At 70.0% G+C, this 20,978-nt stretch carries 22 protein-coding genes; 4 read left to right on the plus strand and 18 right to left on the minus strand.

Features of this window, described 5'->3' with window-relative positions; genetic code table 11:
* Positions 1 to 84: 84 nt before the first annotated feature.
* Positions 85 to 2,235: an APC family permease gene (locus OG510_RS08420; RefSeq protein ID WP_406136151.1), complete on the minus strand. Its 2,151-nt coding sequence runs from the start codon at positions 2,233 to 2,235 to the stop codon at positions 85 to 87.
* Between the two features lie 234 nt (positions 2,236 to 2,469).
* Between OG510_RS08420 and OG510_RS08425 the strand changes: the two genes are divergently transcribed.
* On the plus strand, positions 2,470 to 3,138 hold the full coding sequence (locus OG510_RS08425) for a TrkA family potassium uptake protein (protein WP_164260146.1): 669 nt from the start codon (positions 2,470 to 2,472) through the stop codon (positions 3,136 to 3,138).
* Positions 3,138 to 3,815, plus strand: a complete 678-nt coding sequence (locus tag OG510_RS08430; RefSeq protein ID WP_164260144.1) for a TrkA family potassium uptake protein — start codon at positions 3,138 to 3,140, stop codon at positions 3,813 to 3,815. The genes OG510_RS08425 and OG510_RS08430 overlap by 1 nt, the downstream gene beginning before the upstream one ends.
* A gap of 122 nt (positions 3,816 to 3,937) precedes the next feature.
* Here OG510_RS08430 and OG510_RS08435 read toward each other — a convergent pair whose 3' ends face one another.
* The 12 genes from OG510_RS08435 to OG510_RS08490 all read right to left on the minus strand — a co-directional run bounded on the left by OG510_RS08435 (position 3,938) and on the right by OG510_RS08490 (position 15,340).
* Entirely contained in the window at positions 3,938 to 4,687 is a 750-nt protein-coding gene (locus tag OG510_RS08435) for a DUF3159 domain-containing protein (protein ID WP_164260142.1), read from the minus strand.
* Positions 4,688 to 4,690: 3 nt separating this feature from the next.
* On the minus strand, positions 4,691 to 5,041 hold the full coding sequence (locus OG510_RS08440; protein ID WP_203599219.1) for an OB-fold nucleic acid binding domain-containing protein: 351 nt from the start codon (positions 5,039 to 5,041) through the stop codon (positions 4,691 to 4,693).
* A 70-nt stretch (positions 5,042 to 5,111) separates the two neighbouring features.
* Positions 5,112 to 5,810 carry a response regulator gene (locus OG510_RS08445; RefSeq protein ID WP_164260138.1) on the minus strand — a complete coding sequence of 233 codons (699 nt, stop codon included), beginning with the start codon at positions 5,808 to 5,810 and terminating at the stop codon, positions 5,112 to 5,114.
* Positions 5,807 to 8,383, minus strand: coding sequence for an ATP-binding protein (locus OG510_RS08450; protein WP_406136152.1), 2,577 nt, complete (start codon positions 8,381 to 8,383; stop codon positions 5,807 to 5,809). The genes OG510_RS08445 and OG510_RS08450 overlap by 4 nt, the downstream gene beginning before the upstream one ends.
* A 172-nt stretch (positions 8,384 to 8,555) precedes the next feature.
* Positions 8,556 to 9,221: a potassium-transporting ATPase subunit C gene (locus OG510_RS08455; RefSeq protein WP_406136154.1), complete on the minus strand. Its 666-nt coding sequence runs from the start codon at positions 9,219 to 9,221 to the stop codon at positions 8,556 to 8,558.
* A gap of 5 nt (positions 9,222 to 9,226) precedes the next feature.
* Positions 9,227 to 11,320: a potassium-transporting ATPase subunit KdpB gene (gene kdpB / locus OG510_RS08460; protein ID WP_406136155.1), complete on the minus strand. Its 2,094-nt coding sequence runs from the start codon at positions 11,318 to 11,320 to the stop codon at positions 9,227 to 9,229.
* Positions 11,317 to 12,996: a potassium-transporting ATPase subunit KdpA gene (gene kdpA, locus OG510_RS08465; RefSeq protein WP_406136156.1), complete on the minus strand. Its 1,680-nt coding sequence runs from the start codon at positions 12,994 to 12,996 to the stop codon at positions 11,317 to 11,319. The genes kdpB and kdpA overlap by 4 nt, the downstream gene beginning before the upstream one ends.
* 5 nt (positions 12,997 to 13,001) lie before the next feature.
* The gene (gene kdpF / locus OG510_RS08470) at positions 13,002 to 13,085 is read right to left on the minus strand and encodes a K(+)-transporting ATPase subunit F (protein ID WP_164260163.1); all 84 of its coding nucleotides are present in this window, start codon (positions 13,083 to 13,085) and stop codon (positions 13,002 to 13,004) included.
* Positions 13,086 to 13,096: 11 nt separating this feature from the next.
* The gene (locus OG510_RS08475) at positions 13,097 to 13,231 is read right to left on the minus strand and encodes a hypothetical protein (protein ID WP_406136157.1); all 135 of its coding nucleotides are present in this window, start codon (positions 13,229 to 13,231) and stop codon (positions 13,097 to 13,099) included.
* 240 nt (positions 13,232 to 13,471) lie between these two features.
* On the minus strand, positions 13,472 to 14,242 hold the full coding sequence (locus OG510_RS08480) for a DUF3710 domain-containing protein (protein WP_406136158.1): 771 nt from the start codon (positions 14,240 to 14,242) through the stop codon (positions 13,472 to 13,474).
* A 1-nt stretch (position 14,243) separates the two neighbouring features.
* A complete protein-coding gene (gene dut / locus OG510_RS08485) occupies positions 14,244 to 14,759 on the minus strand; it encodes a dUTP diphosphatase (protein WP_406136159.1) in 516 nt (171 codons plus the stop codon).
* The gene (locus tag OG510_RS08490) at positions 14,756 to 15,340 is read right to left on the minus strand and encodes a PaaI family thioesterase (protein WP_406136160.1); all 585 of its coding nucleotides are present in this window, start codon (positions 15,338 to 15,340) and stop codon (positions 14,756 to 14,758) included. The genes dut and OG510_RS08490 overlap by 4 nt, the downstream gene beginning before the upstream one ends.
* A gap of 58 nt (positions 15,341 to 15,398) precedes the next feature.
* Between OG510_RS08490 and OG510_RS08495 the strand changes: the two genes are divergently transcribed.
* On the plus strand, positions 15,399 to 15,851 hold the full coding sequence (locus OG510_RS08495; RefSeq protein WP_164260123.1) for a DUF3093 domain-containing protein: 453 nt from the start codon (positions 15,399 to 15,401) through the stop codon (positions 15,849 to 15,851).
* A gap of 83 nt (positions 15,852 to 15,934) precedes the next feature.
* Here OG510_RS08495 and OG510_RS08500 read toward each other — a convergent pair whose 3' ends face one another.
* From OG510_RS08500 to OG510_RS08515, 4 genes are all read right to left on the minus strand, one after another.
* Entirely contained in the window at positions 15,935 to 16,915 is a 981-nt protein-coding gene (locus OG510_RS08500) for a hypothetical protein (protein WP_406136161.1), read from the minus strand.
* Between the two features lie 11 nt (positions 16,916 to 16,926).
* Complete coding sequence (locus OG510_RS08505; protein ID WP_164260119.1) at positions 16,927 to 17,223, minus strand: DUF4193 domain-containing protein; 297 nt, start codon at positions 17,221 to 17,223, stop codon at positions 16,927 to 16,929.
* Positions 17,224 to 17,618: 395 nt separating this feature from the next.
* A complete protein-coding gene (locus OG510_RS08510; RefSeq protein ID WP_406136162.1) occupies positions 17,619 to 18,851 on the minus strand; it encodes a sensor histidine kinase in 1,233 nt (410 codons plus the stop codon).
* Between the two features lie 8 nt (positions 18,852 to 18,859).
* Positions 18,860 to 19,513, minus strand: a complete 654-nt coding sequence (locus OG510_RS08515) for a response regulator transcription factor (RefSeq protein WP_164260115.1) — start codon at positions 19,511 to 19,513, stop codon at positions 18,860 to 18,862.
* A 309-nt stretch (positions 19,514 to 19,822) separates the two neighbouring features.
* Here OG510_RS08515 and OG510_RS08520 point away from each other — a divergent pair, with 309 nt between their 5' ends.
* Positions 19,823 to 20,032 (plus strand): hypothetical protein, encoded by a 210-nt coding sequence (locus OG510_RS08520; RefSeq protein ID WP_406136163.1) that lies wholly within the window; start codon positions 19,823 to 19,825, stop codon positions 20,030 to 20,032.
* 110 nt (positions 20,033 to 20,142) lie between these two features.
* Here OG510_RS08520 and OG510_RS08525 read toward each other — a convergent pair whose 3' ends face one another.
* A complete protein-coding gene (locus OG510_RS08525; protein WP_406136164.1) occupies positions 20,143 to 20,943 on the minus strand; it encodes an inositol monophosphatase family protein in 801 nt (266 codons plus the stop codon).
* Positions 20,944 to 20,978 lie beyond the last annotated feature (35 nt).

A 20,978-nucleotide genomic window follows, 5' to 3' on the forward strand; every position in this document is an offset into this window, starting at 1 on the left:
GACAACGACCCACCAGTCTACGTGGGTGTTGCCCGGCCGTTCACCAGTCGCACAGCGGCTCACCGCCGCCGGGGGCCGGTTTCCTCAGCTCTTGTCCTGTGGGCCCTGCGGCCCCTTCGAACCCTTGGCGCCCTTCCCGCCGGACGTGCTCTTCCCGCCGGACGCGCCCTTCCCGCCCGACGCCCCCTTACCGGCAGCCACAGGCTCCTCCGGCCGCCTCGTCACCGGGCCCCGGCGCACCGCGCCCGGCGCGTTCCAGTCGGCCCGCTTCCTCGCGCGCTTCTTCGCGAGTTCCGAGGACTCCAGCTGGTACGGGACCGAGGTGACCATGACACCGGGCGTGAAGAGCAGCCGGCCCTTCAGGCGCAGGGCGCTCTGGTTGTGCAGCACGTGCTCGTACCAGTGCCCCACCACGTACTCGGGGATGTAGATGGAGACCACGTCCCGCGGGCTCTCGCGCCGCAGGCCCCGTACGTACTCGATGATCGGCCGGGTGATCTCGCGGTACGGGGAGTCCAGGATCTTCAGCGGCACATTGATGCCGCGCCGCTCCCAGTCGTCCTTGAGCGCCTTCGTCTCGGCCGGGTCGACCCCGATGGAGAGCGCCTCCAGATGGTCGGAGCGCATCAGCTTCGCGTAGCCGAGCGCGCGCAGCGTCGGCCGGTGGACCTTGGAGACCAGCACGATCGAGTGGACGCGCGAGGGGCGCAGGCTCTCCTCGGACGGCTCGTCCGGCGCCGCGATCTCCTCGGCGACCCGGTCGTAGTGCTTGCGGATCGCGGTCATGGTCCCGAAGAAGATCACCATGCCGAGCAGCGCGACCCAGGCGCCATGGGTGAACTTGGTGGCCAGGACGACGACCAGCACCAGTCCGGTGAAGAAGGCGCCGAAGGTGTTGATGGCGCGCGAACGGATCATGTGGCGGCGCTTGTTCGGGTCCTTCTCGGTCGCCAGGTGGCGGTTCCAGTGCCGGACCATGCCGGTCTGGCTGAGGGTGAAGGAGACGAACACGCCCACGATGTACAGCTGGATCAGCCGCGTCGAGTCGGCTCCGTAGATGACCACCAGCAGCACGGCCGCGCCCGCCAGCAGCACGATGCCGTTGGAGAAGGCCAGCCGGTCGCCCCGGGTGTGCAGCTGGCGCGGCAGGTAGCGGTCCTGGGCGAGGATCGAGCCGAGCAGCGGGAAGCCGTTGTACGCGGTGTTGGCGGCCAGGAAGAGAACCAGCGCGGTCGCGGCGGCGAGGACCACGAAGAAGAAGGTGCCGTTGCCGAAGACGGCGGCGGCCACCTGCGAGATCACCGGGTCCTGGTTGTAGCCGGCGCCCAGCGGCACCCCGTGGTTGAGCAGGTCGGTGCCGGGGTTGGACGCCATCCGCACCTTGGTGGCCATGGCGAGGCCGATGATCCCGCAGAACATCGTGACGGCCAGGATGCCCATCAGGGCCAGCGTGGACGCGGCGTTCTTGCTCTTGGGCTTGCGGAAGGCCGGTACGCCGTTGCTGATCGCCTCGACGCCGGTGAGCGCCGCACAGCCGGAGGAGAAGGCACGCAGCAGCAGGAAGACCATGGCGAAGCCGCCGAGGCCGCCGCGCTCGGCGTGAATGGTGAAGCCCGCGGTCGGGGCCTTCATGGTGTCGCCGAGTACGAGACCGCGGAAGGCGCCCCACGCGATCATGATGAAGACACCGGCGACGAAGACATACGTCGGAATGGCGAAAAGCTTCCCCGATTCCTTCACACCGCGCAGATTCATCAGGGTCAGCACAACAATCGTGCCGACGGCGCAGAGCACCTTGTGCTCGACCACGAAAGGAATCGCGGAGCCGAGGTTCTCGACGCCGGAGGCAATCGACACGGCGACGGTCAGTACGTAGTCGACGAGCAGGGCACTGGCCACGGTGAGCCCGGCCTTCGGCCCCAGGTTGGTGGTGGCGACCTCGTAGTCACCACCGCCGCTGGGGTAGGCGTGCACGTTCTGCCGGTAGGACGCCACCACGGTGAACATCAGCACCACGACGGCGACCGCGATCCACGGGCTGAAGTGATAGGCCGACACACCCGCGACGGAGAGGACGAGCAGCACTTCTCCCGGGGCGTACGCCACCGAGGACAGAGGGTCGGAGGCGAAGACGGGAAGCGCGATGCGTTTGGGGAGAAGGGTCTCGCCCAGCTTGTCGCTGCGCAGCGCCCGGCCGATCAGGATGCGTTTGGGCACGTCGGTCAGTTTGGACACGGTGAGGATCGTAAGCGTTCGATATAGAGAGCGCGCACCCCCCACCCCCTCATCCGTGCAGAGTCATCACGACGGAATCCCGCGCTCCCCCGGAGAGGCCCCCGTACAGGGCTCCCCACCCGCACCGTGCGTGTGTAGCTTGGCCGCACGTCTGAGAGTCTTTATTCCTCGGCCGGGGCATTTTCCGGTGGAACAGTTATGACCGAAAATTTACGGACGTGTGGAAGGACGGTCGTGCACATCGTCATCATGGGCTGCGGGCGAGTGGGAGCCGCTCTCGCGCAGACCCTGGAACAGCAGGGGCACACGGTCGCAGTCATCGACCAGGACCCCACGGCCTTCCGCCGTCTGGGCGCCGGGTTCGGCGGCCGCCGGGTCACCGGAGTCGGTTTCGACCAGGACACCCTCCGTGAGGCGGGTGTCGAGGAGGCCGGTGCGTTCGCCGCGGTGAGCAGCGGGGACAACTCGAACATCATCGCGGCGCGGGTCGCCCGGGAGATGTTCGGGATCGAGAACGTCGCCGCCCGCATCTACGACCCCCGCCGTGCCGAGGTCTACCAGCGCCTGGGCATCCCGACCGTCGCGACGGTCCGCTGGACCGCCGACCAGATGCTGCGGCGGCTGCTGCCGTCCGGCGCCGAACCGCTGTGGCGCGACCCGAGCGGCGGTGTGCAGCTCGCGGAGGTCCATACGTCGGCAGCCTGGATCGGCCACCGGATCAGCGAGCTCCAGGAGGAGACGGGCGTGCGCGTCGCGTTCCTCACACGTCTGGGGGAGGCGATGCTGCCCACCTCCCGGACGGTGCTCCAGGAGGGTGATCTGGTGCACGTCATGATGCACACGGCCGAGGTCGAAAAGGTCGAGGCGGCCTTCGCCCGAGGTCCCGAGGAGGGCGGTCACTGATGCGTGTCGCTATTGCCGGGGCCGGCGCGGTGGGACGTTCCATCGCGGGCGAGCTGCTGGAGAACGGGCACGAGGTCCTGCTGGTCGACAAGGCGCCCACCGCCATCTCGGTGGAGCGGGTGCCGCTGGCCGAGTGGCTGCTCGCGGACGCCTGCGAGATCACCTCGCTGGACGAGGCGGCGCTGCAGCGGTGCAACGTGGTGATCGCCGCGACCGGGGACGACAAGGTCAACCTGGTGGTCTCGCTGCTCGCGAAGACGGAGTACGGCGTGCCGCGGGTGGTGGCCCGGGTGAACAACCCCAAGAACGAGTGGCTGTTCAACGAGTCCTGGGGTGTCGATGTCGCGGTCTCCACACCGCGGCTGATGTCGGCGCTGGTCGAGGAGGCGGTGAGCGTCGGCGACCTCGTACGGCTGCTGCGCTTCAGCCATGGTGACGCCAACCTCGTCGAGCTGACGCTGCCGCCCGAGTCGGCGCTGGCCGGCACCCAGGTCAGTGAGGTGGCGTGGCCCGAGGACACCTCGCTGGTCACCATCATCCGCGGCACGCGGGTCCTCACCCCGAGCCCGGAGGAGACCCTGGAGCCGGGCGACGAGCTGCTGTTCGTGGCGGCGCAGGCGCGCGAGGAGCAGCTGGAGGACCTGCTGTCGGTACGCCGGCAGGGCGCGGCCGGGTAGCCGCCCCGGCGGAGAACAGGCACAGAACAGGCGCAGAACGCGAAGACGCCGTACCGGAGATCCGGTACGGCGTCTTCTCTGTCCGCGGACGGTGCGGAAGCGCGAAGAGCGGGGGCGGCTGGTTACGCCTCGCCGCGCTGCGCCTCGGCGGCCGCGGCCGCCCTGCGGGCCTTCTCGGCCTTCTCCGCCTGCTCCTCGGCCTCCATCTCCGCGAACACGTCGATGGGCGGCGGCGCCTTCGCCAGGAAGACCCAGGTGAGGTACACCGCGAGCAGGAACGGCGGGATCTTCAGCGCGATCAGCACCCAGCCGAACTGTGTGGTGTCGGCCCACCAGTACAGCGGGAAGAGGATCGCGCACTTGGCGAGGAGGATCAGCCCCCAGGCCCAACTGGACTTGGCGTACGCCGACTTGCGGCCGGGGTTCCGGTTGCGCCAGGAGAGGTTCTCCTTGAAGACCGGGCCGAGGATCACCCCGATCAGCGGGAAGCCGACCGCCGCCGTGACGATGTAGGCGAGAGCCAGCCCCAGCGTGTAGAGCATGCCCGGCAGATAGAAGTCCTTGGCGTTGCCGGTCATCATCGCGAAGACCACACCGAAGGCGACGCCGAAGACACCGCTGAAGGCGTGCTTGACGGTGTCCCTGCGGACCAGCCGCACCACGACGAGCACCAGGGAGACCGCCACGGCGGCGATCGCGGAGGTCTTCAGGTCCTTGTTGATCGTGAAGATGGTCACGAACAGCAGGCCCGGGAGCACGGTCTCCACCATGCCCCGCACTCCGCCGAAGGCTTCGAAGAGAGCGGCCTCCGTGACGGCTCTGCCGGCGGCGGTGTCCTGGTCGGTTGTGGTCGGCTTGTCGAGAGACGTCACCGGCTACTCCTGTCCGAGCGGTCGCAGTTCGTATTTGGGGTTGAACAGCACCCGCCGGCCGTGGCTCATGGAGATCCGGCCGGAGGCGATCAGCTTGCGGCCGGGCTCTATGCCAACGATCGAGCGCCGCCCCAGCCACACCACGTCCAGCGGGGCCGTGCCGTCGAACAGCTCGGCCTCCAGGGCGGGCACACCGGCCCGGGGACGCAGGGTGACCGTGCGCAAGGTACCAGTCACCTTGACGATCTGGCGGTCGGTGCACTCGGAGATCCTGGTGCACCCCGTGGCCTGCGTGTCCTCCTGCAGCTCCGCGGAGTGCAGATCCTCCTGCGAGGTCGACAGCCGGTCGATCATCCGGCGGAAGCGGCCGGTCGGCTTAACACTCATAAGTGAAGGGTACCGGGGCCCCGGTCGGGGACGCCCGTCAGTGCTCGAAGCGGTATCCCATGCCCGGCTCGGTGACGAAGTGTCTGGGGTGCGAGGGATCGGCCTCCAGTTTGCGGCGCAGCTGGGCCATGTAGACGCGCAGATAGTTGGTCTCCGTGCCGTACGAGGGGCCCCAGACCTCCTGGAGCAGCTGCTTCTGGCTGACCAGCCGGCCGGTGTTCCGTACGAGCACCTCCAGCAGGTGCCACTCGGTCGGTGTCAGCCGTACGTCACGGCCGGCGCGCTGGACCTTCTTGGCCGCCAGGTCCACCGTGAACTCCGCGGTCTCCACCAGCGAGACGTCCTCGCCGCCCCCGCCGGACTCGGGTCCGACGGGCTCGGCCCTGCGGACGGCGGCGCGCAGCCGGGCCAGCAGCTCGTCCATGCCGAAGGGCTTGGTGACGTAGTCGTCGGCTCCCGCGTCCAGCGCCTCGACCTTCTCGTCCGATGTGTGGCGTGCGGAGAGCACCAGGACGGGCACCCGGGTCCAGCCGCGGAGGCCCTTGATGACCTCCACCCCGTCCATGTCGGGCAGCCCGAGGTCCAGGAGGACGACATCGGGGTGGCGGGCCGCGGCCAGCCGGAGTGCGGTGGCCCCGTCCGGGGCGGCGTCCACCTCGTACTTGCGTGCCTTCAGGTTGATCACAAGGGCGCGCACAATCTGCGGATCGTCCTCGACCACGAGCACCCGGGTCATAGCTGGGTCTGCCTTTCTGCCGATGGGGTGGGAGCGGTGGAGCCGGAGTGCGGCACGGTGTCCGTGCCCGCCGGTCCGCCGGCCGCTCTCAGGGTGAGGACCATGGTCATGCCGCCGCCGGGGGTGTCCTCGGCGCCGAGCGTGCCGCCCATGGCCTCGGCGAAGCCGCGGGCGACCGCGAGTCCGAGTCCGACGCCCACACCGCGCGGGGCGTCGCCGAGGCGCTGGAAGGGTTCGAAGATGCGTTCCTTGGCCTCGTCGGGGACGCCGGGCCCCCGGTCGGCGACGCGCAGCTCCACCCGGTCGCCCAGCGCGCTGGCGGCCACGGTGACGGGCACGTCGCCCGGGTTGTACTTGACGGCGTTCTCGACGATGTTGGCGACGGCCCGCTCCAGGAGTCCCGGGTCGACGGCCACCATGGGCAGCGTCTCCGGGATGTCCAGCTCGGCGCTGCCCTCGGGGACCCCGCCGAGCGCCATCGGGACGACCTCGTCCAGGTCGATCTCGCGGATCAGCGGGGTCACGGTGCCGGTCTGGAGCCGGGAGACGTCCAGCAGGTTGCCGACGAGGTGGTCGAGGCGGTCCGCGCCGTCCTCGATGCCTTCGAGCAGCTCGGCCTCGTCCTCGTCCGACCAGGAGACGTCGTCGGAGCGCAGCGAGCTGACGGCCGCCTTGATGGCGGCGAGCGGGGTCCGCAGATCGTGGCTGACGGCGGCGAGCAGCGCCGTACGGATGCGGTTGCCCTCGGCCAGCCTGCGGGCCTCCTCGGCCTCGCCGACGAGGCGCTGGCGGTCCAGTACGACGGCGGCCTGGGCGGCGAAGGCGCCGAGCACCCTGCGGTCCTCGGCGGGCAGCATCCGGCCGGTGAGGGCCAGCGCCATGTGGTCGCCGATCGGCATGTCCACATCGGCGTCCTCGGGGCGGGCGAGCGGGCGGGGCCCGACGCTGCCCGCGCAGACCCATGGGTCGACGTCGCTCTTCCGTTCGAGGAGTGCGACGGACTCCATGGCGAACGTCTCCCTCACCCGTTCGAGCAGGGCGTCCAGCGTGGTCTCGCCGCGCAGGACGCTGCCGGCCAGGAAGGAGAGGATCTCGGACTCGGCGCGCAGTCTGGCCGCCTGATGGGTACGGCGGGCCGCCTGGTCGACGACGGACGCCACCGCGACGGCCACCGACACGAAGATCACGATGGCGACGATGTTCTTGGAGTTGGAGATCGTCAGCAGATGCAGCGGCGGCGCGAAGTAGTAGTTCAGCAGCAGCGAGCCGAAGGCCGCCGACGCGAGCGCGGGCAGCAGCCCGCCGAGCAGCGCGGCCGCCACCGTCAGCGACAGGAAGAGCAGCATGTCGTTGGCGAGGCCAAGCTCGGCGTCGATGTTGGTCAGCAGCACGGTGAGGACGGCCGGCCCGACCACCCCGGCCAGCCAGCCCCAGATGATCCGCGCCCGCCCCAGACGCGCCCCGCGCGCGACCGGCAGCCCGCGCCCCTTGGCGGCCTCCTCGTGCGTGACGATGTGGACGTCCAGATCGGGGCCCGAGTCCCGTGCCACGGTCTGTCCGACGCCGGGGCCGAAGATGTACTGCCAGGTCTTGCGGCGGCTGGAGCCGAGCACGATCTGGGTGGCGTTGACCCCGCGGGCGAACTCCAGCAGCGCGGAGGGGATGTCCTCCCCTATGACGTGGTGGAACGTACCGCCCAGGTCCTCGACCAGCGTCCGCTGGAACGCCAGCTCCTTGGGGGACGCGGAGGTCAGACCGTCGCTCCGGGCGATGTAGACGGCGAGGATCTCGCTGCCCGACCCCTTGGCCGCCATCCTGGCCGCGCGGCGGATGAGCGTACGGCCCTCGGGACCGCCGGTGAGTCCCACCACGATGCGCTCGCGGGCCTGCCACGTGGAGCGGATGTTGTGCTCGCCGCGGTACTGCTGGAGGTACTCGTCCACCCGGTCGGCCACCCAGAGCAGTGCCAGCTCGCGCAGGGCGGTGAGGTTGCCGGGGCGGAAGTAGTTGGAGAGAGCCGCGTCGACCTTGTCGGGCCTGTAGATGTTGCCGTGGGCCATCCGGCGGCGCAGCGACTGGGGCGACATGTCGACAAGTTCGAGCTGGTCGGCCCTGCGGACCACTTCGTCGGGGACGGTCTCGCGCTGGGCGACGCCCGTGATCGACTCGACGACGTCGCCGAGTGACTCCAGATGCTGGATGTTGACGGCCGATACGACGTCGATGCCCGCCTTGAGCAGCTCCTCCACGTCCTGCCAGCGCTTGGTGTTGCGCGAGCCGGGGACATTGGTGTGGGCCAGCTCGTCGACCAGGGCGACGGCGGGGGCGCGCGCCAGGACCGCGTCCACGTCCATCTCGGTGAAGACGCCGCCGCGGTAGCCGATCTCACGGCGCGGGATCTGCTCCAGGCCGTGCAGCATCACCTCGGTGCGCGGCCGGTCGTGGTGCTCGACGAAGGCCGCGACGCAGTCGGTGCCCCGCTCCACCCTGCGGTGGGCCTCGGACAGCATCGCGTACGTCTTGCCGACGCCCGGCGCCGCGCCGAGGAATATTCGAAGCTTGCCTCGTGCCATGGCCCCATTGTCTTTCGGAGTCTTACGGAGAGCTGAGCACCCTCCGCCGACCTTACGGCCAGAGATTCCGGCATAACGGACGGGGGGCCACCCGCGCGGGTGTCTTGACACGATCCTGATGGGCCGCGGCGGCCCCCGATCCGCCCTGGTCAGGCAGGGCGGATCGGGCCGCTCACCGTTGTGCCAGCTGCTTCAGCGCCACATTGAGCTCCAGGACATTGACCCGGGGCTCCCCGATGAAGCCGAGCGTACGGCCGGTGGTGTGGTCGGCGACCAGCCGCTCCACCCGCGCGACGCTGAGGTGATGGCGCGCGGCGATCCGGTGCACCTGGAGCTCCGCGTACCGCGGGGAGATGTCCGGGTCGAGACCTGATCCGGACGAGGTGACGGCGTCGGCCGGCACGTCCGACGGCCGCACCCGGTAGCCGGCGGTCGAGTTTTCCTTGACGACGGCGGACTTGGCGTCCTTGACCCACCGGATCAGTTCGGCGTTGTCCCCGGAGAGGTTGGTCGCGCCGGACACCAGCAGCTTGTACTGGGTGTTGACGCTGTTCGTGCCGAGCCCGTTGGAGGGGCGCGGCTGGAACCATCCGAGGTCGGGCGCCGGGGTCCGCTGCCCCTTCTTCAGCGGCAGGGTGTAGCTCTGCCCGATGAGGGAGGAGCCGACGACCTTGCCGTCGGCCTTGATCTCCGAGCCGTTGGCCCGGTGGCCCATGACCGCCTGGGCGACGCCGGTGACGGCGAGCGGGTAGATCACACCGCAGACGACGGTCAGGACGAGAAGGGCGCGCAGACCGGCCCAGAGCAGGCGGCCCGTACCGCTCACGGAGTTGTTCATGGTGGTCACCCGATGCCAGGTATGAGGGAGATGAGCAGATCGATGATCTTGATGCCGACGAACGGGGCGACCAGGCCGCCGAGCCCGTAGATCCCGAGGTTGCGGCGGAGCATCCGGTCGGCTCCGGCCGGCCTGTACCGCACGCCCTTCAGCGCCAGCGGCACCAGCGCGACGATGACCAGCGCGTTGAAGACGACGGCCGACAGGATGGCGGTCTCGGGCGACGAGAGCCGCATGATGTTCAGCTTGTCGAGGCCCGGGTACGCCACCGCGAACATCGCGGGGATGATCGCGAAGTACTTGGCGACGTCGTTGGCGATCGAGAACGTCGTCAGCGCGCCCCTGGTGATGAGCAGCTGCTTGCCGATCTCGACGATCTCGATCAGCTTGGTGGGGTTCGAGTCCAGGTCCACCATGTTCCCGGCCTCCTTGGCGGCCGATGTCCCGGTGTTCATGGCCACCCCGACGTCCGCCTGCGCGAGCGCCGGGGCGTCGTTCGTCCCGTCGCCCGTCATCGCGACGAGCTTGCCGCCGGCCTGCTCGCGCTTGATCAGCGCCATCTTGTCCTCGGGGGTGGCCTCGGCGAGGAAGTCGTCGACACCGGCCTCCTGGGCGATGGCCCGGGCCGTCAGCGGGTTGTCGCCCGTGATCATGACGGTCTTGATGCCCATCCGGCGCAGCTCGCCGAACCGCTCCCGCATGCCTTCCTTGACGACGTCCTTGAGGTGGATGACGCCCAGCACCCGGGCGCCCTCCCCGTCTTCGACGGCGACGAGCAGCGGGGTGCCGCCCGCCTGCGAGATCGCGTCGGTGAGTGTCTGCGCGTCCTCGGACACCTGGCCGCCGTGCTCCCGTACCCAGGCCACCACGGAGCCGCTCGCGCCCTTGCGGATCCGGCGGCCGCCGGTGTCCACACCCGACATCCGGGTCTGCGCGGTGAAGGAGATCCACTCGGCCCCGGCCGGCTCACCGCGGCCGCGCTCGCGCAGCCCGTACTTCTCCTTGGCGAGTACGACGACCGAGCGGCCCTCGGGTGTCTCGTCGGCCAGTGAGGAGAGCTGCGCCGCGTCGGCGAGCACCGCCTCGGTGACGCCACGGACGGGGACGAACGCGGCGGCCTGCCGGTTGCCGAGGGTGATGGTGCCGGTCTTGTCGAGCAGCAGGGTCGACACATCGCCTGCGGCCTCGACCGCGCGTCCCGACATGGCCAGCACATTGCGCTGGACGAGCCGGTCCATGCCCGCGATGCCGATCGCGGAGAGCAGCGCCCCGATGGTGGTCGGGATCAGGCAGACCAGCAGCGCGGTGAGCACGGTCATCGACTGCTTCGCGCCGGCGTACGTCGCGAACGGCTGGAGGGTCACGACGGCCAGCAGGAAGACGATGGTGAGCGAGGCGAGCAGGATGTTCAGCGCGATCTCGTTGGGCGTCTTCTGCCGGGCTGCGCCCTCCACCAGTTTGATCATCCGGTCGATGAAGGTCTCGCCGGGCTTCGTCGTGATCCTCACGACGATCCGGTCGGAGAGGACCTTCGTACCGCCGGTGACGGCCGAGCGGTCACCACCCGACTCCCTGATGACGGGGGCCGATTCGCCGGTGATCGCGGACTCGTCGACCGAGGCCACCCCTTCGACGACGTCGCCGTCCCCGGGGACGGTGTCACCGGCCTCGCAGACCACCAGGTCGCCGACGCACAGCGCGGTCCCCGGCACCCGCTCCTCGACGGCGCCGTCCAGGCGCCGGGCGACGGTGTCGCTCTTGGCCCTGCGCAGCGTGTCGGCCTGGGCCTTGCCGCGGCCCTCGGCGACCGCCTCCGCCAGATTGGCGAAGACCGCGGTCAGCCAGAGCCAGCCGGTGACGGCCCAGCCGAACCAGTCCCCGGGGTCCTTGAGGGCGAACCCGGTGGTGACCACCGAACCGACCTCGACCACGAACATCACCGGCGACTTGACCATGATCCGCGGGTCGAGTTTGCGCAGCGCGTCGGGGAAGGAACTGAGCAGCTGCCGGGGGTCGAACAGGCCGCCGCCGACGCGGCCTCCGGACTTCGGGCCCTGCGGTGCGCCCTGCGGAGCGCGGGCCGGGGTGAGGGTACTCATGACGCCAGCCCTTCAGCGAGCGGTCCCAGCGCGAGCGCCGGGAAGTAGGTCAGACCAGCGATGATCAGGATCGTGGCGACGAGGAGCCCGGCGAAGAGCGGCTTGTCGGTACGGAGGGTCCCGGAGGTCTCGGGGACCTGGCGCTGCTCCGCGAGCGATCCGGCGAGCGCCAGGACGAACACCATCGGTACGAAACGGCCGAGCAGCATCGCGAGTCCGATGGTGGTGTTGAACCACTGGGTGTCGGCGCCGAGTCCGGCGAAGGCCGAGCCGTTGTTGTTGGCGCCGGACGTGTAGGCGTAGAGGATCTCCGAGAAGCCGTGCGCCCCGGAGTTGGTCATCGAGTGGCCGGGGGTCGGGAGCGCCATCGCGGCCGCGGTGAAGCAGAGCGCGAGCGCCGGGGTGACGAGGATGTAGCAGGCCGCGAGCTTGATCTCGCGGACGCCGATCTTCCTGCCCAGGTACTCGGGGGTGCGGCCGACCATCAGGCCCGCGATGAACACCGCGATGACGGCCATGATCAGCATGCCGTAGAGGCCGGAGCCGACACCGCCGGGCGCGATCTCGCCGAGCTGCATCCCGAGCAGGGTGATGCCCCCGCCGAAGCCGGTGAAGGACGAGTGGAAGGAGTTGACCGCGCCGGTCGAGGTGAGCGTGGTCGCCACCGAGAAGATCGAGGAGCCGCCGGTCCCGAAGCGGGTCTCCTTGCCCTCCATCGCGCCGCCCGCGATGTCGAAGGCGGGGCCGCCGTGGTGGAACTCGGTCCACATCATCAGGGCGGTGAAGGCGATCCAGATGGTCACCATCGTCGCCAGGATCGCGTAGCCCTGCCGGACGGAGCCGGCCAGCCGGCCGAAGGTGCGGGTCATCGCGAAGGGGATGACCAGGATCAGGAAGACCTCCAGGAGGTTGGAGAGGCCGTTCGGATTCTCGAAGGGGTGGGCGGAGTTGGCGTTGAAGTAGCCGCCGCCGTTGGTGCCCAGCTCCTTGATGGCCTCCTGGGAGGCGACGGCACCGCCGTTCCACTGCTGCGATCCGCCGCCGAACTGGCCCACCTCGTGGATCCCCGCGAAGTTCTGGATGGCGCCGCACGCCACCAGGACCAGCGCGCCGACGACGGCGACGGGGATCAGGATGCGGACGGTGCCCCGGACCAGGTCGGCCCAGAAGTTGCCCAGTTCACCGCCGCCGGACGCGGTGGCACGGGAGCGGGCGAAGCCTCGTACGAGGGCGATGCCGACGGCCATGCCGACGGCGGCCGAGACGAAGTTCTGCACCGCGAGGCCGCCGGTCTGCACGACGTGGCCCATGGCCTGCTCGCCCGAGTACGACTGCCAGTTGGTGTTGGCGACGAACGAGGCGGCGCTGTTGAACGCCTGGTCCGGGTCGATCGACCGGAAGCCCAGCGAGCCGGGCAGCGCGCCCTGCGTCCGCTGGAGCAGATAGAGGAAGAGGATGCTCGCCAGCGAGAAGGCGAGGACCCCGCGGAGATACGCCGGCCAGCGCATCGCGGAGTCGGGATTGGCGCCGATGGCCCGGTAGATCCACTTCTCGACCCGCAGATGCCGGTCGGAGGAGTAGACGCGGGCCATGAAGTCGCCGAGGGGCCGGTAGACCAGACCGAGCGCCACGATGAGCGCGAGCATCTGGAGCACTCCGGCGAGTACGGGGCTCATCAGGCTCAGAACCTCTCCGGGTGGACAAGGGCGAGAACGAGATAGCCCAGCAGGGCGACGGCCACCACGAGGCCGATCACCGCTTCCACGGCAGAACCGGTCACAGCTTCGACACCCCCTTGGCGATGAGCGCCACCAGCGCGAAGACCGCGACCATGGTGACGACGAAGGCCACATCGGCCATCGTGAGCTCCTGAAACAGTTCGAGGTTCGAAAGAACGGACTCTCTGAGCAAACCCCCTCGAAAGACGCCCCAGCCGTTCGTTGACGCCACCCATACGGCGAGGGCCCCGCCCTTGACGCGATCCCTACGCGCCCCCGTGTGACCGGGCGCACACGGCTGTGACCAGCAGAAAGGCCGGTGGCCCGCACTCCCGTCGGGGAGTGCGGGCCACCGGCCCTGCTGTGCTGTGCTCTGCTGTGCTGTGCGCGCTGTCTCCGTGTGTGGGACGGGGCTCAGCGGGTGGGACGGAGGTCAGCGCACCTCGGTGATCTCCGGGCCGCGCTGGAGCTGGCCCATGCCACCGGAGAAGCGCGAGCCCTCCTGCTCCTCCTGCTGGACACCGTCAGGCATCATCTGCGCGTCGTCCGGCAGCTTGAGGACGATCGGGTCACGGGGAGCCATCGGCCCCTCGCCCCGGACGACCACGGTGTCCCGGAAGATCTGCTCCAGGACCCCGGCCGCCTCGGGCTGGACCGCGCCCTGGCCGGAGATGACCCCGCGCAGGAACCAGCGCGGGCCGTCGACGCCGACGAAGCGCACCAGCTGCACGCCGTTCGTACCGTCCGGGAGCTGGACGGGCACCTGGGCCCGCAGCTCCCAGCCGAGGGGGCCCTCGACCTCGTCGATGATGCCGCCCTGCTGGGTGATGCCCGAGGCGATCTCCTCGCGCACCTCACCCCAGATGCCTTCCTTCTTCGGTGCCGCGAAGCCCTGGAGCTGGACGGCGCTGTCGCGCAGGACGACCGTCGCCGCGACGATCGCGTCGCCCGCGACCTCGACGCGCAGCTCCATGCCCTCGACTCCGGGGACGAACAGACCGCCCAGGTCCACCCGTCCCTCGCCCGCCTCACGGACCTCGGAGATGTCCCAGGGACCGTCCGGCCGGGGAGCGGGAGGCAGCCCGGACCTGTGCGTCTGGCTCACCTCCGCCGACTCATCGCCTGCGGCGCCTTCGCCGTCGAACTGCCCGGCCTCGCCCGCCGCGTCCTCGTCGGAACCGCTGTTCTTGCGACGTCCGAACACGTCACTGTCCTTCCCGGTCGGATACGACCGATGCGTATCGATTCCCACCCTGTGGCCCGCCCACAGCGGCATGTCCGCCGGTGGACCCGAAGCCCCCTCCGGCCCGTGCCGAGCCGGGAAGCTCCGCCACCTCATGGAAGCGCACCTTCTCGACCTGCTGTACTACCAGCTGGGCGATCCGGTCGAAGCGCTCGAACCGCACCGTCTCGCGCGGATCGAGATTCACCACGATCACCTTGATCTCTCCACGGTACCCGGCATCCACCGTCCCCGGGGCATTCACCAGGGCAACTCCGCAGCGGGCGGCGAGCCCGGACCGCGGGTGCACGAAGGCGGCGTACCCGTCGGGCAGCGCCACCGAGATCCCGGTGGGCAGCACGGTCCGCTCCCCCGGCGCCAGCTCGGCGGCCTCGGTGGTCATCAGATCGGCGCCCGCGTCGCCCGGGTGCCCGTAGGCGGGCAGCGGCACATCGGGGTCCACGCGGTGGATCAGTACGTCGACGGGGTCACGGCTCATGGGTTCACCTCGAAGGCACGGGCGCGCTTGATCTGGTCGGGGTCGTCCATGGCGGCCCTGATCTCCTCGGGCCGTCCGTTCTCCGTGAAGTGGTCGACCTTGACCTCGATGAACAGGGCGTCGGCGCGGACCGCGACGGGCCCGTCGGGGCCGCCGATCCGGCCGGTCGCGGTGGAGTAGATCTTCCGGCCGCTCACCGCGGTGACTCGGGCCTCCAGGTGGAGCGCGGTGCCCACCGGGACGGGCCGTACGAAGTCGGTCTCCAGCCGGCCGGTCACCGCGATGACCCGCAGCAGCCAGTTCAGCGATCCGAGCGTCTCGTCCAGCGCGGAGGCCAGGACACCGCCGTGCGCGAGGCCCGGTGCGCCCTGGTGGGCGGGTTTCACGGTGAACTCGGCGGTGACGGTCACACCTTCGCCGGCCCGCGCCTGGAGGTGCAGCCCGTGCGGCTGTCCCTCGCCGCAGCCGAAACAGTGCGCGTAGTGCGCTCCGAGGAGCTCTCCGGGGGCCGGGGCATCGTGGTGGCGCACGGGCGCTATGGCGTCGGCCGGGGGCGTCAGCCCTGAAGATGTTCGTGTCACAGCCGCAGACATTACCCGCGCGGCAACGCGGGGACGGCACCATGCCAAGCTTGGCTTTATGCAGCCTTACGAAGAACGTCTCACCGCGCCCCGTTCCTGGTGGCTCATCGCCCTGCTCGTCGGGGTCGCGGGCGCGCTGATCACCCTGCCCCTCGGCACCCTGCCGATGCTCGGCGGCCTGGTCGGCGGGGCGGCGGTGGCGGGCATCATCGTGAGTTCGTACGGCTCGGTCCGCATCCGGGTCGTCGCCGGGTCGCTCGTCGCGGGCGACGCGAAGATCCCGCTGTCCGCGCTGGGCGAGGCCACGGTGCTGGACGCCGAGGAGACGGTCGCCTGGCGCTCGTACAAGGCCGATCCGCGCGCTTTCATGCTGATGCGCAGCTATGTACGGACGGCTCTGCGGGTGGAGATCACGGACCCGGCCGACCCGACGCCGTACGCCTACCTCTCGACCCGGGACCCCGAGGCGCTCAAGGCCGCTCTGACGGGTGTGACCGCCGCCCAGGGCTGACGCGGCCTGCGGGCGCTACAGCTCCGCCGTCGTTCCTGCTCCGCGGGCGTTACGGCTTCGCGGTCCTTCCTGCTCCGCGGGCCTTACCGCTCCGCGGCCTTTCCGCCGGGAAGCTCCTTCGGCTTCTCCAGGGGCGGCAGCTCGGGAAGGGCGTCCCAGGGGACCTGGCGCTTGCGCATGTCCTTGCGGACCTTGTCGGCGAGTTTCCTGGTGTCCCTGCGGTTCATCACGGCGCCGACGGTGGCCCCCACCATGAACGGCATCAGATTCGGCAGGTCGCGGACCGTGCGCTTCATGATCTGCTGGCGCATCTCGCGCTTCATCTGGCCGCCGAGCGCGGTGAACGTGGCGGGCTTGGTGATGTCGAAGCCGCGCTCGCCCGACCACGCGTGCAGATAGGCGGTGGAGCGCTCCTTGAGGCCGCCCGGCGGGCGCATCCCGTAGACCTCGTGCAGTTCGGCGATGAGCTTCAGCTCGATCGCCGCGACCCCGGTGATCTCCGCGGCGATCTCGGCCGGCATGGCGAGCGGTACGGGCAGCATCGCGGCCGCTCCGATGCCCGCGCCGACGGTCGACGTCGCGTTGGCGGCCCCCGCGACGAGCCGGTCGGCGATCTCCTCCGGGCCGAGCCCGGGAAAGTGCTTGCGCAGTGTCGTGAGATCGCGGACCGGGATCCGGGGTGCGATGTCGATGATGCGGTCGGCGATGTACGCGAACCCCGCTTTCGCGCCTGCCCCGCCCTTCTGAATGCCGTGCTGTATTCCCTGCACGCCGTTCCTCAGAGCGCCCAGCCGACGGGCCCCGGTCGTGGGTCCGTCCTGCACGCCCCGCGCCACCGCAGCGAAGGGCGCCGCTTCGTCGAGCGAGGCCGGAAGGCCCCGCTCGTCGTCACGTGCGCTGTTGACGAGCGCGCTCGCCCCGTGGTCGTCCTCCTCCGGGGGCCGGAGGGCGGGGGGCTCGGCGGGTGCTTCCGCACCCTCTGCCGGGCCCGTACGGCCCTGCTGGTCCTCGGGGGAACCCTTCCGCCGGAAGCGTCGCTTCCGGGACGGTGTCGCGCCTGCCACGGCCGACTGCCTCAGTCGCAGTCGCGGCAGATGGGCTGGCCGTTCTTCTCGCGCGCCAGCTGACTGCGGTGGTGCACCAGGAAGCAGCTCATGCAGGTGAACTCGTCGGCCTGGCGGGGCAGCACCCGGACCGACAGCTCTTCGTTGGACAGGTCGGCGCCGGGCAGTTCCAGGCCCTCGGCCTGCTCGAACTCGTCGACGTCGACAGCGGCTGTCGACTTGTCGTTCCGACGTGCCTTGAGCTCTTCCAGACTGTCCTGGTCGCTGTCGTCGTCGGTCTTGCGTGGAGTGTCGTAATCCGTAGCCATGTCGCGCTCTCCCCCTCTGGGTATTTGCGGTGTCTCCAGCGCACGTAACGCGTGAGAGGCCGGACTTGTGCCCGACCCGAGGCGGAGATTTTGCCTCACATCAAGGTCTGTTACTCAATCGACACCCAACCGGATCCCCGGGGAGAGATCGATTTGGATGGCGATCGGGACCGTACACGGTCCCGGGGTGGCGCTTTACGGGCGCCACCCCGTGTACTTCCCGTGATCGCACCCCCTGGAAACCCAGGGTTTTCCCGGGTTTTCGGGGATTTGCGGATAACGGAGAGTAGGTAGACGGAAAATCGACCCTGTGACCGATCGCACATCTGTCTTACGGGAACGCGTCCCGAAAATTCCGCGCAAAGCGAACATCCGGCCTACCCCCGCCGACCGGCTCAGACAGGCAACGTGACACGCATCACCAGGCCGCCACCCTCGCGGGGCTCCGCGATGATACGGCCTCCGTGGGCGCGGGCGACGGAACGCGCGATGGACAGACCGAGTCCGACACCCTTGTCGCTGCCGGTCCGCTCGGTGCGCAGGCGCCTGAACGGCTCGAAGAGGTTGTCGATCTCGTAAGCGGGAACCACGGGGCCCGTGTTCGAAACCACCAGCAGCGCCTGGCCGGGCTGCAGTTCGGTGGTGACCGCCACCCAGCCGTCCTCCGCGATGTTGTACCGCACCGCGTTCTGGACGAGGTTGAGGGCGATCCGCTCCAGCAGGATGCCGTTGCCCTGCACGACCGCGGGCGACTGCTCCCCGCGGATCTCCACCCCCTTCTCCGTGGCCTCCGCCAGCGTCTGGTCGATGGCCCTGGTGGCCACCTCGGCCAGGTCGACCGGCTTCCGCTCGACGATCTGGTTGTCGCTGCGGGCCAGCAGCAGCAGCCCCTCGACCAGCTGCTCGCTGCGTTCGTTGGTGGCCAGCAGCGTCTTGCCGAGCTGGGTGAGTTCGACGGGCGCGCCAGGGTCGGAGAGGTGCACCTCCAGCAGCGTGCGGTTGATCGCCAGCGGTGTGCGCAGTTCGTGCGACGCGTTGGCGACGAACCGCTGCTGCGCGGTGAAGGCGCGCTCCAGCCGGTCGAGCATCTCGTCGAAGGTGTCGGCGAGCTCCTTGAGCTCGTCGTCGGGGCCGTCCAGCTCGATCCGCCGGGTCAGGTCCGTGCCTGCCACGCGGCGGGCCGTGCGGGTCATCCTGCCCAGCGGCGACAGCACCCGTCCGGCGACCGCGTAGCCGAAGGCGAAGGCGATGATGCTGAGGCCCACCAGGGCGTACAGCGAGCGGGTCAGCAGGTCGTCGAGTGCTTGCTGGCGCTGGTGGTTGACGCAGGAGTTCATCGCCTCGTTGAACTGGTCGGCCGAGCCCCCCTTGGGCAGGTTGCACACCTGGCTGGTGACCGAACCGGTGACGATCTTGAAAGGCAGCTGGCCGCCGACGTTGAGCGCCTGCGCCGCCAGCATGTAGATGATCGTCAGCAGCAGGATGCCGGCGATCAGGAACATCCCGCCGTAGAGCAGTGTCAGACGTATCCGGATGGTCGGCCGCAGCAGCGGGGAGAGGGACTCCGAGCTCTTCGGGTCCCAGGTCGGTTTGGGCGGTGCCGCCGGCGCCGCCGGGCTGTTGGACACAGGGCTCCTCAGATCCGGTAGCCCGAGCCCGGGACGGTCACGATGACCGGGGGCTCACCTAGTTTCCGGCGCAGCGTCATGACGGTCACCCGTACGACGTTGGTGAACGGATCGGTGTTCTCGTCCCAAGCCTTCTCCAGGAGCTGCTCCGCCGAGACGACAGCGCCCTCGCTGCGCATCAGCACTTCGAGCACGGCGAACTCCTTGGGGGCCAGCTGGATCTCGTGGCCCTCCCGGAAGACCTCGCGGCGGTTGGGGTCCAGCTTGATGCCGGCCCGCTCCAGGACGGGCGGCAGGGCGACCGTCGTACGGCGCCCGAGGGCCCGGACCCGGGCGGTCAGCTCGGTGAAGGCGAAGGGCTTGGGCAGATAGTCGTCCGCGCCGAGCTCCAGCCCCTCCACGCGGTCGCTGACATCGCCCGAAGCCGTCAGCATCAGGACCCGGGTGGGCATGCCGAGTTCGACGATCTTGCGGCAGACGTCATCACCGTGGATGACCGGCAGGTCCCGGTCGAGGACCACGACGTCGTAGTCGTTGACCCCGATCCGCTCCAGGGCCGCGGCGCCGTCGTACACGACGTCGACGGCCATGGCCTCCCGGCGAAGTCCGGTGGCCACCGCATCGGCGAGCAGCTGCTCGTCCTCGACGACGAGTACGCGCACGGCGCTTGTCCTTCCGTTACAGCCCGTGTCCGGGCAGGGTCTGGCCTGGGGTGTGTGCTTCCATCCTGCCCCGTACGGCCATAAACCGGCTGTAAGGCAGTGCCCGGTAACGGACGGCGGGGAATTCAGGGATTCCCGGTGCGGTTGAGGTTTCTTCGAGGCGGAGCAAGGGGAGGACGACTGCACACCCGCCGATCACGCCCTGTACGGGGCGCACCACACCTCGCTCCGCCACCACCGGGGACGCGTGATCAGTTGATGACCCTCGGCACACCCCCGTGCCACCGACCCACGACGAGGGGGCGCACCATGGACGCATTCACCGCAGGTCTGCTGCAGCGGATAAAGGCCACCCAGACCGACCTGACGCGTGCCCGCGAGTCCGGCGACGACTTCCTGGCGGAGGTCGAGCAGGGCGAGCTGGACGATCTTCACCGCCTCGCGGCCGAGCACGGCGTGGCCGTCGGGCCGGCCCTGGCCGCCGAGTCCGGCGCGGACATCCGCACGGCGGGCGTCTGACCCGCACGGTTCACCCACGAAGCCCCCGGCACCGTTCTGCGGTGCCGGGGGTTTCGTATGTCCGGACCCGTACGGCGCCTGGTGGGTGCGGCGCCGGGCCCCGTACGCGCTCAGTCGTGCCAGGCGCCGTACTCCTCCAGCAGCGCCTGGAGCGGCTCGAAGACGCCGGGCGACGCGGCGACCGTCAGATCGTCCGTGGGGCGCTCCCCCGGGCGTCCGCCGGTCAGTGCGCCCGCCTCACGGGCGATCAGGTCACCGGCCGCCCGGTCCCACGGGTGCAGTCCCCGCTCGTAGTACCCGTCGAGCCGGCCCGCGGCCACATCGCACAGGTCGATCGCCGCCGAGCCGCCGCGCCGGATGTCGCGCAGCTGCGGGATGAGCCGCTGGGCCACGGCGGCCTGATGCGTGCGCACCGTCGCCACGTAGTTGAAGCCGGTCGACACCAGCGCCTGGTCGAGCGGGGGCGCGGGCCTGCACCGCAGCCGCGCTTCACCGAGGTGGGCGCCGCCGCCGCGCACCGCGTGGAAGGTCTCGCCGCGCATCGGCGCCGCCACCACCCCGGCGACCGTCTCGCCGTCCTGCTCGGCGGCGATGGAGACGGACCAAGTGGGCAGTCCGTAGAGGTAGTTCACGGTGCCGTCCAGCGGGTCGATGACCCAGCGGACGCCGCTGCTGCCCTCCGCGCTCGCGCCCTCCTCGCCCAGGAAGCCGTCGTCGGGGCGGAAGTCGGTCAGGTAGCCCGTGATCAGCTTCTCGGCCGCGATGTCCATCTCGGTGACGACGTCGATGGGGCTGGACTTGGTGGCCGCCACCCCCAGGTCGGCGGGGCGTCCGTCACGCAGCAGCGCCCCGGCGCGCCGGGCGGCCTCCAGGGCCAGTTCGAGCAGTTCGGTGTAGAGCGGGTCGGTCACGGTTCTCCCTCGGATCGCGTGTACGGGCGCTGCGG

The sequence above is a fragment of the Streptomyces sp. NBC_01089 genome (assembly GCF_045162975.1).
GTDB lineage: Bacteria > Actinomycetota > Actinomycetes > Streptomycetales > Streptomycetaceae > Streptomyces.